At 38.3% G+C, this 13,804-nt stretch carries 16 protein-coding genes; 6 read left to right on the forward strand and 10 right to left on the reverse strand.

What is annotated here, in order from left to right; translation table 11 throughout:
* Nucleotides 1–6: 6 nt before the first annotated feature.
* The gene (locus OMU_RS03270) at nt 7–420 is read right to left on the reverse strand and encodes a PTS sugar transporter subunit IIA (protein ID WP_016178535.1); all 414 of its coding nucleotides are present in this window, start codon (nt 418–420) and stop codon (nt 7–9) included.
* Nucleotides 421–575: 155 nt separating this feature from the next.
* Here OMU_RS03270 and deoC point away from each other — a divergent pair, with 155 nt between their 5' ends.
* On the forward strand, nt 576–1,277 hold the full coding sequence (gene deoC / locus OMU_RS03275) for a deoxyribose-phosphate aldolase (protein ID WP_016178536.1): 702 nt from the start codon (nt 576–578) through the stop codon (nt 1,275–1,277).
* An 8-nt stretch (nt 1,278–1,285) separates the two neighbouring features.
* Entirely contained in the window at nt 1,286–2,155 is an 870-nt protein-coding gene (locus tag OMU_RS03280; protein ID WP_016178537.1) for an SDR family oxidoreductase, read from the forward strand.
* 122 nt (nt 2,156–2,277) lie between these two features.
* On the opposite strand, the gene OMU_RS03285 is transcribed toward OMU_RS03280, so the two are convergent.
* The 5 genes from OMU_RS03285 to OMU_RS03305 are packed head-to-tail and all read right to left on the reverse strand — an operon-like array spanning nt 2,278 to nt 5,563.
* On the reverse strand, nt 2,278–3,030 hold the full coding sequence (locus OMU_RS03285; protein WP_016178538.1) for a class II aldolase/adducin family protein: 753 nt from the start codon (nt 3,028–3,030) through the stop codon (nt 2,278–2,280).
* A gap of 18 nt (nt 3,031–3,048) precedes the next feature.
* Nucleotides 3,049–3,312 (reverse strand): hypothetical protein, encoded by a 264-nt coding sequence (locus OMU_RS03290; protein ID WP_016178539.1) that lies wholly within the window; start codon nt 3,310–3,312, stop codon nt 3,049–3,051.
* A 22-nt stretch (nt 3,313–3,334) separates the two neighbouring features.
* Complete coding sequence (locus OMU_RS03295) at nt 3,335–4,726, reverse strand: PTS galactitol transporter subunit IIC (protein WP_034875825.1); 1,392 nt, start codon at nt 4,724–4,726, stop codon at nt 3,335–3,337.
* Nucleotides 4,727–4,759: 33 nt separating this feature from the next.
* Nucleotides 4,760–5,059 carry a PTS sugar transporter subunit IIB gene (locus OMU_RS03300; RefSeq protein ID WP_034875821.1) on the reverse strand — a complete coding sequence of 100 codons (300 nt, stop codon included), beginning with the start codon at nt 5,057–5,059 and terminating at the stop codon, nt 4,760–4,762.
* A 45-nt stretch (nt 5,060–5,104) separates the two neighbouring features.
* Complete coding sequence (locus OMU_RS03305) at nt 5,105–5,563, reverse strand: PTS sugar transporter subunit IIA (protein ID WP_016178542.1); 459 nt, start codon at nt 5,561–5,563, stop codon at nt 5,105–5,107.
* Between the two features lie 292 nt (nt 5,564–5,855).
* Between OMU_RS03305 and OMU_RS03310 the strand changes: the two genes are divergently transcribed.
* On the forward strand, nt 5,856–6,617 hold the full coding sequence (locus OMU_RS03310) for a DeoR/GlpR family DNA-binding transcription regulator (RefSeq protein WP_016178543.1): 762 nt from the start codon (nt 5,856–5,858) through the stop codon (nt 6,615–6,617).
* Nucleotides 6,614–7,585: a 1-phosphofructokinase family hexose kinase gene (locus OMU_RS03315; RefSeq protein WP_016178544.1), complete on the forward strand. Its 972-nt coding sequence runs from the start codon at nt 6,614–6,616 to the stop codon at nt 7,583–7,585. The genes OMU_RS03310 and OMU_RS03315 overlap by 4 nt, the downstream gene beginning before the upstream one ends.
* 60 nt (nt 7,586–7,645) lie before the next feature.
* Here OMU_RS03315 and OMU_RS03320 read toward each other — a convergent pair whose 3' ends face one another.
* Nucleotides 7,646–8,506 carry an AraC family transcriptional regulator gene (locus OMU_RS03320; protein ID WP_016178545.1) on the reverse strand — a complete coding sequence of 287 codons (861 nt, stop codon included), beginning with the start codon at nt 8,504–8,506 and terminating at the stop codon, nt 7,646–7,648.
* 141 nt (nt 8,507–8,647) lie between these two features.
* Nucleotides 8,648–9,013 carry a MoaF-related domain-containing protein gene (locus OMU_RS03325; protein WP_016178546.1) on the reverse strand — a complete coding sequence of 122 codons (366 nt, stop codon included), beginning with the start codon at nt 9,011–9,013 and terminating at the stop codon, nt 8,648–8,650.
* A 396-nt stretch (nt 9,014–9,409) separates the two neighbouring features.
* Between OMU_RS03325 and OMU_RS03330 the strand changes: the two genes are divergently transcribed.
* Together OMU_RS03330 and OMU_RS03335 are read left to right on the forward strand one after the other, a co-directional pair.
* Nucleotides 9,410–10,660, forward strand: a complete 1,251-nt coding sequence (locus OMU_RS03330; RefSeq protein WP_002346915.1) for an IS110 family RNA-guided transposase — start codon at nt 9,410–9,412, stop codon at nt 10,658–10,660.
* Between the two features lie 274 nt (nt 10,661–10,934).
* The gene (locus OMU_RS03335; RefSeq protein WP_016178547.1) at nt 10,935–11,792 is read left to right on the forward strand and encodes a hypothetical protein; all 858 of its coding nucleotides are present in this window, start codon (nt 10,935–10,937) and stop codon (nt 11,790–11,792) included.
* A gap of 66 nt (nt 11,793–11,858) precedes the next feature.
* On the opposite strand, the gene OMU_RS03340 is transcribed toward OMU_RS03335, so the two are convergent.
* Both OMU_RS03340 and ltrA read right to left on the reverse strand, forming a co-directional pair.
* Nucleotides 11,859–12,413, reverse strand: coding sequence for a group II intron maturase-specific domain-containing protein (locus tag OMU_RS03340; RefSeq protein ID WP_016178548.1), 555 nt, complete (start codon nt 12,411–12,413; stop codon nt 11,859–11,861).
* Between the two features lie 118 nt (nt 12,414–12,531).
* Nucleotides 12,532–13,776 (reverse strand): group II intron reverse transcriptase/maturase, encoded by a 1,245-nt coding sequence (ltrA, locus tag OMU_RS03345; RefSeq protein ID WP_016178253.1) that lies wholly within the window; start codon nt 13,774–13,776, stop codon nt 12,532–12,534.
* Between the last annotated feature and the right edge of the window lie 28 nt (nt 13,777–13,804).

Here is a 13,804-nt window from a genome sequence, read left to right on the forward strand (position 1 = left end):
AGATAGCTAAAACTCCAACTCTTCTTCTACGTTTTCTTCCTCTAAAAGTCCCGTTATCCCTTTGCGACCTTGTTCAATCGCTAATTCTTCTAATGCTGTTAACGAACTATTTGATAAGCTCAGACCCAACTCAATCACCATTGGCAAGTTCATTCCTGCCACTACTCGTACGCGCTTGTCATTTGATAGGTAATACTTGTATGCCTCGTTATAAGGTGTTCCACCTTTGATATCGGTCAAAATCAACACTTCATCCGAGGCAAACTTCGCTAACTGGTCGGTGAGACGCTCTACAAAATCTTGAATTCCCGCATCAGTCAAACTGACCGCAACTATGTTTTTATTCTCGCCTGCAATCATTTGATAACTGTCTAAGATTCCATTACAAAATTCTCCGTGACTCACTATCAATAATTTCAATGATATTTCCTCCTTCGTTTTATGTAATTACAAAATATTTTATGTAATAACTATAATTCCATAAGTAAGCGTTGTCAACTATTTTTTTAACATTGACAATTCGTTGTTTATGTTTTAACATTTGATATGTAAATACATAAAAAGGAGAGAATACCATGAAAACTTATTCTATTGATCAACTTGCACGCTTTATCGATCATACAAATCTAAAACCAAATGCTACTAAAGAAGCAATTCGTACCTTATGTAAAGAAGCTGAAGACTTTCATTTTAAAATGGTCGCTATTAATCAGGTGCAAGCTAAACTATGCAGCGAACTATTAAAAAATACTGACATTAATATTGGAGCAGCTATCAGCTTTCCATTAGGACAGACAACGATTGAAGCCAAAGTAGCCGAAACAGCTGATGCTATCAACACTGGAGCAACTGAAATTGATTACGTTGTAAATATTACTGAAGTAAAAGAAAAAAATTGGGACTATTTAAAAACTGAAATGGAAAAAATCGTCACTGTTTGCAGACAAAATAGCGTAATCTCAAAGGTTATTTTCGAAAATGCTTATCTTGAAGAGGACGAAAAAATCGCTCTGTGTAAAATTGCCAAAGAAGTAAAACCAGATTTTATCAAAACTTCTACAGGTTTCGCTCCTAGTGGTGCAACTCTCGCAGATGTTAAGTTAATGAAAAAACATGTAGGATCAGAAGTAAAAGTCAAAGCGGCTGGTGGGATTCGAGATGCCGAAACATTTAAACAAATGATTGCTTCCGGTGCAGAACGCATTGGTACAAGTTCAGGAATTGCTATTATTAATGCATTAAAAAAAGAAGCCGTCAATGGAACTATTTCGATATAGGAGACACTATGAAAAAAATTGCTATTACAGGAGCTAACGGATACTTAGCATCATTAATCCAAGTTAGCAATGAACACAAGGTTGAATTTGTTCCTGTCACTCGTAGGGATGTGGATTTTTCGCAACCTGAAGCAGTCACTCGCTTTTTCGAGAATTTAGAATTTGATGCTGTATTTCATACGGCTGCCCTTTCTCAAACGGCAGACTGTGAAGCGCATCCATTAGTTGCCCATAAGATAAATACGGAGAGCGCCATCAATATCGCAAAAATCTGCCAACAAAAAAAGGCACAATTCATTTTTTTAAGTACCGAGCAGGTTTTCAACAATCGGTCTGACCAAGAACCTTACACAGAGAATACTCCTGTCAACAGTGCATCAGTCTACGGAAAGCAAAAAATAGAAGTTGAAACCTTTCTAATTGAAAATCAAATCAACGCGATAATTCTTCGGCTTTCTTGGATGATGGGACTTTCTTATCCCGGAATTAAAAGTAGCCCGAACCTTATTAAAAATGTAATGAACGCAATGTTGTATCAAAAACCAACAAAATTTACAGTCAATGAAATTCGTGGCATTACCTATGCCAAAAACTTAGCGGAGCAATTTGATAAAATTGTGAATTTGCCAAAAGGTGTTTATCACTTTTCAAGCAAAAATGTGTTCACAACCTATGAAGCAGCCAAACACATTGGTGCAGCATTAGGCTTTGAAAAGGCTGTGATCGAGCAATTTATTTTGCCTGATCATCAGCGTTACACAGATCGCTTCCGAAATTTACGTTTAGCAACTAATAAAATCCAAGCTCAAGGTATCGAAATTTCTACTTTCGAAGAAGATATCGACAACTGCTTAACTGATTTTGACTGGAAAAAATGAAAATCAGAAAAGATCTTTCGCGAATAGCGAGATATCTTTTCTGATTTTTAATCTTCCCAAAACAAAAAACCTCGAACAGAAAAGGATTTCTCCTTTTCCATTCAAGGAATTTCTCTAATAATTTAATCTCCTCCTGCAAATATCTCTTCGCGATTGTAAATCGGATTATGATCCTTTAAATCTTCAATCGTTCCTACCTGTTTGCCTTTTGAATAATAACCATCTAATAGACCTAACGATTGGAAAATCGTTTGTTTATAAGCGATTTCTGCGTTCCACTCAGTTGTATCTAGAATCTGCAGGGCTTTATGGATCGCTTCGATGCCCGTTTCTCCTGGCGCACTGATCAAAACACCGTGGCTGTTTAGCAGCAGCATATTAGGCAGCTCAAGCTTTTCTTTTTCCATGTAGTCAGAGACTAACCCAGCTAGTTCGGGAGAACAATTCGGTTCAAAATCTAATACTGGAACGTAACCGATTTTTTGGGTCGCTTCGGTTAAATTCGGCATATCTAATCCAGCTGTTGCCCAAAACATTGAATTTGGTGCATGAGCATGTAAAACTGCTTTAATTTCTGGGTTTGTATCATACACAGCTTCATGTAAATTGATTTCACGTGTCAGTTTCCCTACACCATCAATTATCTTTCGTGTATGTGGTTCAACGACTAGAATTTGCGCTGGTGATACCTCACCTAAATAAGCTTCCGACATCATTGTCGGAGTCATAATAATGTATTCTTTTCCTGTTTGATCCGTTGTTTTGAATGAAAAATTGCCGCCTGCGACATTCGTATTCTTTCGTTCAAAAATCAATTTCACGATCCGCGCTAAATCCTCGCGCTCTCTTTCAAAAATCATTCGTCCATCTGACATATTCGAGACCACCTTTTTCTATTTTTTGAAAATTCGTCTACTCGTAATAGCTGTTTGAGCTGCATCTCTAACCTGCAAAGCTTCTTCATATCTCTTTTTCCGACGTTCGTCATATTCCTTGAAAAGAATCGGATTGCCATATTTATAAACACAGATTGCTAAACCAATAGCGATAGCGTTAAAGATCAGCTTCTGGGTCATGAAGGCCAGGATAAAACTAACGATCGCCAGAAATAATATAAGCAGCCATTTCGTCTTTTCTTTATTCTCTCTTTTAATCATACCTACCCTCCATTCATAGTCATTACCCTGTGACTTTTACACCGTTGACTTTTTTATCTGTCAATTCTTCATATCTTTGGCTCGGAACTTTTGCTTTGGACATATATTTATACAACCAAACAAACATTGCGACAAAAATAATCGTACCAACGATACCTAAAATATTTCCTTTGAAGGCTTCCGCAAATAAAATTCGAAATTCCGGTCCTTCAATGGAAGACCAGGTAATCTGCTGGCCTTTCTTAATTCCTTCAACCGCGCCAGTTTTGTCCGCTAAACCAGTTAGAATCGGTGTCAAATACGTAGCCGCGTACAGATAAATCGGCATGGAGATTACACCCATAATTAGCATTCTGACTAGGTTTCCTCCAGTTAATAGCAAACCACCCACAGCGATTGAATAATTGATAATGCCGGCCAATGGCAGTACAGCATTCCCCGGCAAGATGATTGCATAGCCAATAAAGACTGGTACTAATAAAATTGCAGTAACCCAAATTTCAGAGCGACCTGCTAGGACCGGCCAATCTAAGCCAATGTATACTTCGCGATCCTTAAAGCGCTTTTTCATCATTTCTGACATAGCATCAGCTAATGGCGAAAGCGACTGCATAAACATTTTTGAGATCATTGGGAATAAAGCCATTGCTGTGGCAATTTGAATGGCTAAGTTCAGTGAACCAGATACGCCATAGGCGGCTGCCAGTCCAAGTCCTAAACCAATGATAAAGCCCATCACAGAATTCTCAGAGAAAACACCGATTTTTTTCTTCAATGCCTTCGTATCTGCTCGTTTATTAAAGAAAGGAATCTTATCCATGATCACATTGATCGGTAACAGCAATACCGCAGAGATGTTCATTAAATGCGTAACCGTCACTAATGGAATTCCTGTCAGGTCTTCAATATGTCGTTGGAACATATCTCCCATCTTCAATTCCAAAATCACTTGAGCAATCGCCGTCGCAAATCCCGCTAACAAGCTCCCGCTGATAAAGTAAACAAGGTAGGCGGTTAATGCCTTGCCCCAAACATTCCACATATCAACGTTTAATGTTTTCGTCCAATTCAAAAGCAACATGACGAAATTCACACCAAGTACCACAGCGAAGAAAACAAACGCATAGGACCAAGACCAAGTAATACTAGCAGCACCTGTCCAGCCTAAATCTAAAGCCGGTAAATTAATCCCGGTATTTTTCGCCAACGCTTCTGAAGCCGGGCTTACCGCATTCGACATAAAGCCGATAACCATTGACATCCCAGTAAAGGCAATCCCTAAAGTGATGGCTGACATAAACGCTTTTTTGAATTTCATTCCTGCGACCAACCCTAAAATCAAGATAATCAATGGAACAAAAATGGCTGAACCCAGTCCTAAGATATAATTAATAATGTCTTGAAATATTTTCACGTTTTCCACTTCTTTCCTTAATTAATTCTATTGCTACTCGACCAACGCTTTAATATCATCATAAATTTGATCTGCACCCATACCTGTCAAAAATGGAATACCAGGAAAAACCTTCACGCCTAATTCCTCAGCCTTTTCTAAAACCTCGTCATCCGGCTGCGCAACATAGACATAAATTCCGGTAGATGGCAGCTCATTTTGAATGGACTTATAATCTACCGCTTCAACCGGAAAATCAATCCCGTCATCTTCTAATAACCCCGCGATTTTACTAGCGATCGTTTGGCTGGTTGCCACTCCGCTTCCACATGCAACAATTAGTCTTCTTTTCATCATGAATTCCTCCAGCTTCTATAATTTAATGAATTGAAACCTTATCTAAATATTTTGGGTAAACAAATGATGGATTTTTTGTTTATCCTCTTCCTGTATAAATGCTCTGACAAACTCTTCGTTCATAAATAATTCCATAAACGCTTGCAGCAGTCCGACCTGTTCTTTGGGATCTTTAATACCAAGAAAGAACAAATTTTTCACCTTCATTAACTGACTATCACCCATTTGCTTGACCCTTACTTCATTTTTCAATCGCGCAATATAAACAAATGGTTTCTCCACATACTCTGGATCTGAATGCGGTAAGGCAATATTTAAATGCTGTGTAATCAATCCTGTTGGAAATTTTTTTTCTCTGCTCGTAATTCCCTTTAGATACCCTTCATTAACAAAACCCAGATTCTTTAAATGCTCTGCGACCTGTTCAAATACCTGTTCTTCGTTTTCACCATCAATCTCTAGACCGATCAGCTGCTTGTCGAACATCTTTTTATAGTCCACAAATTTTACGCTCCTTTCAAATACAAAAACTGAAATTATTTGTTAATCTTTGTTAACATATGTTTTACAATGTAAATATACAATGCTTCATTCTGTTTGTCAACGCTTACTTAACATTTTATTTCATTCTAAAACACGTTTACGCAAATTCAATTTCATATTTTTAACAAACTTTAACACAACTGAACATTTTTCTCTTGCATTTTCCTTCTTTAAATGCTATTAATTAATGTATAAACATAACCGTGTATTTCACGGTTTATTGTAAGAGCTTACTATTAGAGGTGATTTCATGTTAAAAAAAGAGCGTCAGGAAAAAATTTTGGATTTGTTAAATAGAAACGACTACTTATCCATTCCAGAAATACCTTCAAGTTTAGACGTCTCCGATATGACGATTCGAAGAGATATCAATGAGCTTGCCGACAAATCGTTGCTAGTAAAAATTTACGGTGGCGCACAAAAACTTGAAAAAATTGAACAAGAATTGTCCACTCAAGAAAAAATCGATACCAATGTACCAGAAAAGAAATTTATCGGAAAAGTTATGAACAGTATTATTTCTGATAATGACACGATCTATATTGGTGCTGGAACGACCATGCTCCATGCACTGCCAGAAATTAAAAAAGCAAACTTATTCGTGATTACAAATAGTCTGCTAGCATTTAATTATTTGATTTATAATACAGATTATCGTGTCCTATTAACAGGAGGCGAATTTTCAAGGACAACTGAAGAATTTTATGGAGAAATCGCTGAAAAGAGCTTTGATAATCTAAATATCGATATTGCTTTTGCTGCAACGAATGGTGTCTTTGACAATAATGTCACCACCGCAAATTCTATCGAGGGTTCAATCCAACGAGTGGCCTTTGCCCACTCTCGGAAAAAATGCGTGGTGGCTGACAGCTCCAAGTTTAATCGGTCGGATGTTTATACCTTCTACTCCTTATCGGAAGTCGATTATTTAGTCACCGACAATAAATTGCCGGACACACAGTTTGACTACTACAGCTCCTATACGAAAATCATTAAGGAGGAGCAAGAATGATCCTAACAATTACGCTCAACCCCTCAATGGATTACAACTACCTTGTTTCTTCATTGAATTTGGATCAAGTAAATCGGGTCGAAAATCCCCACACGTCGATTGGCGGAAAAGGTATCAATGCTGGCCGAGTCATCGCACAATCAGGTAAAGAAGTAATTTTGACTGGCATCCTAGGTGGTCCTGTCGGAAAAATGATTTTGGATACCTTAATTGCTGAGGAGCGTTACCATCTTGAATTTTTGACTGTTGAAGGGAATTCACGAAATGCAATCACGATCATGCATGACGGAAACACTCACACTGAGCTAGTAGAAAAAGGTCTCTATCTTTCCAAAGAAAATGAGCAGCTTTTTTTCAGACATATTAGTAATCTCTTAAAAACATACGCAATCGATGTAATTTGTATTTCTGGGTCAGTCAATTCGGACGATGCCAATTTCCACTACCATTTACTTCACTTTATCCGCTCAATCGTTGGAGAGTCTTTCCCGATCTTGATGGATATCTCTGGTGAACAGTTGGAAAATTGTTTAAAACAGAAAACAGTACGACCAAGCTTTATTAAACCCAACACCCATGAATTGGAGGAACTGATTGGCAGAAAGATTCAGTCAATCAAAGAACTAATTACAATCCTGCACGATCCTATTTTTGACAATGTCGAAACCATTATGATCTCTCAAGGTGAAGATGGAGCACTTGTTAAGCATGGGACTTCTATTTATGATATTCAAATTCCCAAGGTTGCTGTCGTGAACACAACAGGTTGTGGCGACTCTACAGTTGGAGGAATGGCTTATGCTATCAGTCAAGGTTATTCCATTGAAGATTCTCTCAGATATGCAATGGCCTGTGGTATTTCTAATTCCTTGTTCGAAACAAATGGAACAATTGACAAAAATCAGGTAGATAAATTTATTGATGAAATCCAATTAACGAAAATCAAGGAACTAAGTATCAATCGATAATAGCAGAAAAGGGCACACCGATGTATATTTATGGATCGGTGTGCCCTTTGATTCGTTCGATTACTTTTCCCTCACTGCAATCCAAATTTCACTATAGCAGTTCTCCAATCCTTCATCGAAATTGGTAAAAGAGATTTCTGGCGCCTGAACTAATTCACAGTCTGAAGAGGGCAACCACTCTGAATAGATTTGTCCCCAAGTCTCCTGAAGTACTTGAGGAAATGGCCCTTTGTTAGGAAAAATCGCCCATGTTTGACTGGCAATAGACAATTGCTTTAGGTCATCAAAAGGATTTTCTTGAGTCGAAGCGAAACCAATAAAATGTGTCAGTTCCCCCTTCTCCTCCATTCGCTCTTTAGCAAAATCATAAGATGCGTTGATCACCTGCTTAGGATAAAGGTCTCCTAACTCATGCATCTCTGCCCTTTGTTTTTCTGTAATTGACTGAGCTAATTCTTGGATTGCATTATTCACTCCTGCAAACTGCAGCGGTACCTGCTTTGAAACACCAACTAAATTAAAAGCGGGTTTTTCTTCGATTTTGAAATTCATTGAAGTTCCTCCTTTAACATCAATATAAAATGAGTACCGAGGAAAAGTTTTTTGCTGGTGACTTTTAATGACTTCTGAAGGCAGGTAGCCCGACCAGTCTCGAAACGCTCGAGAAAATCCTTCAACTGATTGATAACGATACTTAAGTGCAACATCCGTTACTGTTTCACCTCGAATCAAATCTTTATTCGCTAGTGCCAGTCGACGATTTTTAATATATTCCACTAAAGAAATACCTGCAATAAAAGAAAATGTCCGTTTCAAATGATATTCAGAAATCCCAATCGTCTTTGCGGCCTCTGCCAATGAAAGCTCGTCTGTTAGCCGCTCCTCAATATAATCCATCAATCGATTCAAATCTTGAATCATTCTTATCCCCTCACTCACACATTGATCATACCTAAAAAATCAGCTCAACACTTGATACACCTCAGACCAATAATATCGAATGAACATATCAAAATAAAATCCGATCACAAAATAATGATCGGATTTGCTATCGTAAAGCTGTTAATAGAGCGGTTCTAAATCTGGCTCGCCGTTTTCTAGAATAAGCTGAAACGGCCCTTCATGAACAAATGGTCTGCGTCCGCCGCGATAGCCCTCATCAGTGAAGGTCATAAAGCTTTTTACATAACTATTCGCCGTATCGACAGTATATGAGACACACAATCCGTCTTTCTCTACCCAATCAATCGAAAAAATCCCGCCTGGATACTCTTCAATATGAATTGTCTCGACATCTGTTGCTCCTGCATCTTCCTCTCGGATAGAGGTCCAGCGTAACTGATTATCCGCCAAAAAATCAATACGAAATTGCAGCCCGGAATCAAAGAATATTTTTGCTATTCTACCCTCTAGTGGATGTTTCTTCATCAATGCACCTTCCTCGTAATATATATTTTGAAGAAACTTTCATTCCTTCAATCGCCCTTAGGGGCTATTCCTAATATGTTTAAATAAAATAACGATTACTACTTGGATACTGTAGGATATTCCTGAATAATAAGTCTTGGAAAGGACTTACGGGAAGACGCTATCACCTTCTGCAGTTTTACTGCGACAGAAAGTCTGTGACCCGAACCGTTGGTATAACCTCCAACACACTAGCTGAGTCCATTGACCTCTACCAATCCTAGTAGAGATTGGGTGGCTTAGAGGTTTAATGAATGAAACTCTATTATGCGAGGCTGTCGTTAGACAACGTGATTCTGGGATATCCCACAGTACCCAAGCAATTTCCGAATAATCAATGAAAGGAGGTCCTTCCACATGAAACTATTTGTCGGTTTAGACGTTAGTTCTGAAAAATTAGATGCTTGCTTTATGACAGACGATTCAACTTGCTCTGTTTTAAAAGAAGCATCTTATGGAAATAGTCAACTTGGCGCAAGCCAGATCAAAGAATACATTCTCGAATTTTCTCAAAAATTTGAGATAGAGAGCTTAGTGATTGGAATGGAGGCCACATCTTTATATAGCTTTCATCCAGCTATGTTTTTTAAAGAAGATCTTGAGTTAAATCAATTGAACCTTATGGTTTCAGTTGAACAACCAAATAAAATTAAAAAGTATCGTGATATTTTTGAAGAAAACAAAAACGATCAAATTGATGCTTTTTATATCGCTGACTATTTTCGCATCCAAAGGCAAGTCAACTCCATCATTAAAGAGGAAGAATACCTTGCCCTCCAACACTTAACTAGAACGCGTTATCAGCTAATTAAACAGCTGGTTCGTACAAAGCAACACTTTATCGAAAACATTTATTATAAATGCAACACGCTTTCTAAAGAACTAAAAGCAGAAGGTGGATCCGTTTTAAGTGCCACATTAGTAACTCTAATGACGGAAGATTACACAATGGACCAACTTGCCGAACTGTCATTAGAAGAGTTTGCGAACCTAATTCAAAAACTAGGGAAGTATCGTTTTAAAAATCCCGAAGGAATTGCAAAGGCAATTTCTAAAGCCATACGTAGTTCCTACCGGTTAGGAAAAGTCCATCAGGACTCTGTAGATATTGTTTTGGGTGTTCTAGCCAAAGAAATTCGTAGTCTTGAAAAGTTAATTAAAGACTTAGACAAAGCCATTGACGATTTAGTCGTTGTGCTACCTGAATATCAATGTTTAACCAGTATTCCAGGAATCGGTCCTGTTTATGCTGCGGGTATACTCGCTGAAATTGGCCCTATCAATCGCTTTTCAGATGAAAGCAAATTGGCTAAATATGCCGGTTTATATTGGCGACAGAACCAATCAGGTAACTCTGAGTATGAAAATACTCCTATGGCCAAACGAGGCAATCGTTATCTCCGTTATTATCTAGTTGAAGCCACCAACTCCGTAAGGAGATACGAGCCTGAGTACCATGCGTATTATAAGAAAAAATACGCTGAAACACCCAAGCATAAACACAAACGAGCCATCGTACTAACCGCAAGAAAATTTACGCGTCTGGTGGATACGCTACTACGTAACCATCAACTCTATATGCCACCAAGGAGCGTGATAGATAAATAACAGTATGTTATTGACGCTAATCCTTGGAAGTACCCGAAAAAATTTTTAATTTTGGTCGGGTTTAGTTCAGTGCGCTTCAAAAATTAACTACCTTTAAAAATCTTTTGAAAAATTATCTTGACTTATTACCACTAGACTATCTAAACGTTATTTTCTACTATCTCTAACATACAGGTTTTAGGAACAAATTGCACTGTTTTGTTAGAAAACAGCTTTCATTTTTTTCCATTTTTGAGATAATACATGTAAATAGACAAGAAAGGCAGGAAAAGAGATGGACTCTGCTCTGGTATTACGAATGAAAGTGGATCAGAATAAAGAAATCTCTGATCCATTCGACTATCTTGATCACTCTGACATCATTAAAAACTACGCTAAAATGACTAAGTTGAAACCATTAGGAAAAATTTTTGCTCTAATTGGCTTAGCTGAAATCCCTTATGCAGAGAAATTACCGATTACTCAAGAATTGCTTGCTTTTGTGAACCAAAACCTGTCCACATCGGAGGGCTTTTCCTTTACTGGTAAATTAGAGGAAATCGTTCCCTGTTATAACGCTATGCTTTTCGAGGCTTACTGTCGGCTGGGATTAGGAAAATCTAGCGAAGCACAAAACGCGCTTCAATGGATCAAACAATACCAAGTATTTGACCGTCAGCAGAAAACTACTTGGCCCCACAAAGGTATCTGCAAATTTGGCGGTTGTATGATGAGGGTTCCCTGTTACATCGGTATTGGAAAAACCATGCGAGCGCTACTGACTTACCAAGAAAAAGTTGATCCCCACGACGAAAAAGTCAACGCTTTGATCGAGCAAGGTGTCGATTATATGCTACAGCACAATCTCTATCAGCGATTGTCTACTGGTCACCCCATCAGCCCGCATATCACGGAGAGTATGTTCCCTCAAAGCTATGTTCTTTCCTTAACAGATTTGATGTATATTATTGAAAAAAGCCAATATACGACTGATCCGCGTGCTCATGACCTATTACAGCTAATCCACCAGAAAAAGACCAAGACTGGTGGTTGGAAAATTGATTATATCTATAAGTACGCTGGTTATTTGCCTTTCGAAAACCGCCGTAAAGATTCTGAATGGATTACCTACCTCTATTCTCCAATCGAGTAGAGGGGAAAGCCAACTGACCTTCCGCCCCTCTCACACCACCGTACGTACGGACCCGTATACGGCGGTTCAATAAGTTGAGTGTACGAACTGGTACTTCAAGGAGATGTCCTCATATCCTTGGCGGGCCAGTTCTTTGTCTGTTAATGATCGATGAAGAATATGACTTTTGGAGATTGACCAAATACCTTTTCTTGTATTTGACCATTCATACGCTTTCGCTTTATCGATCCCTAAACGAATCAGATTTTTCCTTTTGGTTCTTGGATTCTTCCATTGTTTCCAAATATATTGTCTGATTCTTCGCTTCAACCAACCGTTTAACTCCCTCATGAATTCTTTCATCTCACCAATTCCATAGTAGTTGATCCAACCAGTCATTAGTTGCTTGATTTCTTTTAAAATAAGTTGGATACTTCTTCCACGGTTTCTTTTAGTGAGTTGTTTGAGCTTGCTTTTCACACGCTGTTTTGCTTTTGCGTGAGGGCGAATTTTAATACCTTTCTTTGTTGGCAGAATGCAGAATCCAAGAAACTTTCGTTTCAATGGGCTTCCTACCGCACTCTTTTCTCGATTTACCGTCAACTTTAGTTGTTCTTCGAGAAATTGAATGGATTTCTTCATCACACGCTGTCCTGCTCGTTTGCTTCTAACATAGATATTGCAGTAAGTAGCCCAAGGGAACCTCCCCCTTAGGCCCTCTCAGAACCGGACGTGAACCTCTCAGCTCATCCGGCTCCCATTATCCAGCCGATGGTAATATTCCAATTTTCCAATGCGCGAATAAATTTCTTTCTCGCTTGGCGATTTCCCCTAACCAATGTTCCGCTTTTCTTCGTGCTTGTCGCTTTTTATATTTACGACGAACCCACTTCACGAGACATTGGTTGATGTAGCGCAGTAGACTGTACATTTCTGATTTATAGAATTTCATGTAATAGTTCATCCATCCTTGAATTTTACTATTGAACATATTCGCTAAATCCTCTAGCTTTTTGTCCGCTTTTAATTGTAATCGCCAATTCCTTACCTCTTTGCGAATCGCCTTTTTCGCTTTATCTGATACAGCCGGAAGAAAATTTGTGAAGCATTTTCCATATTTATTCTTGGCGCCTCTAGGTCTAAACGTAAAGCCCAGGAAATCGAATGTCGTTATCGGATAGTTCCCCATCCTATCACTATCTCTGCAGTAAACAATCTTTGTCTTATCAGGATGTAACTCCAAACCAAAGATTCTAAACCGTTCTTCCAATCTTTTCTTCAGATATTTCGCTTGCTTTAGGGATACACAATGAGTAATACCATCATCGGCATATCTAGCCCACTGTATATTAGGAAATTCTTTTTCCATGAAGTCATCAAACGTATAATGAAGAAACAAGTTCGCTAGAACTGGACTGATTACACCACCTTGCGGTGTCCCGGCTTTTCTCGAAACAGTCGAACCATCTTCCCTCTGGAAAGGTGCTTTTAACCATCTTTCCACATATAGGATAATCCACTTCTCTTGAGTGTACCTTTTTACCATTTCAATTAGATAGTCATGTCTGATATTGTCAAATAGTCCTTTAATATCAAATTCCAGTACCCAATCTCTTTTCCAGCATCTAACTCTTGTTTTCTCTATTGCCTGGATTGCCGACTTATTCGGCCGATAGCCATAAGAATCCTCATAAAACAATCGTTCTACTACAGGTTCAAAATACATCTTCGCTACCATCTGTGCAATCCTATCTTCAACTGTTGGAATCCCAAGTACTCTCAGCCCACCACTCTTTTTAGGAATGGATACTGCCTTTACCGGTTTTGGGAAATAACTTCCCGATGATAATCGATTCCACAGTTTGTATAGATTATCTTTCAGCTTATATTCATAAGCCTCAATTGATTCTTCATCTACTCCAAAAGTTCCTTTATTGGCTTTTACTTTTAGAAATGCTTGGTAAACTGCTTGTTTTGAAATATTGTATGACTTTGTTTCTTGCATAAGTTCCTCCTCCTTAAAGTTGACTTAT

Origin of the sequence: Enterococcus avium ATCC 14025 (assembly GCF_000406965.1) — a bacterium.
GTDB classification, from domain to species: Bacteria; Bacillota; Bacilli; order Lactobacillales; family Enterococcaceae; genus Enterococcus_A; species Enterococcus_A avium.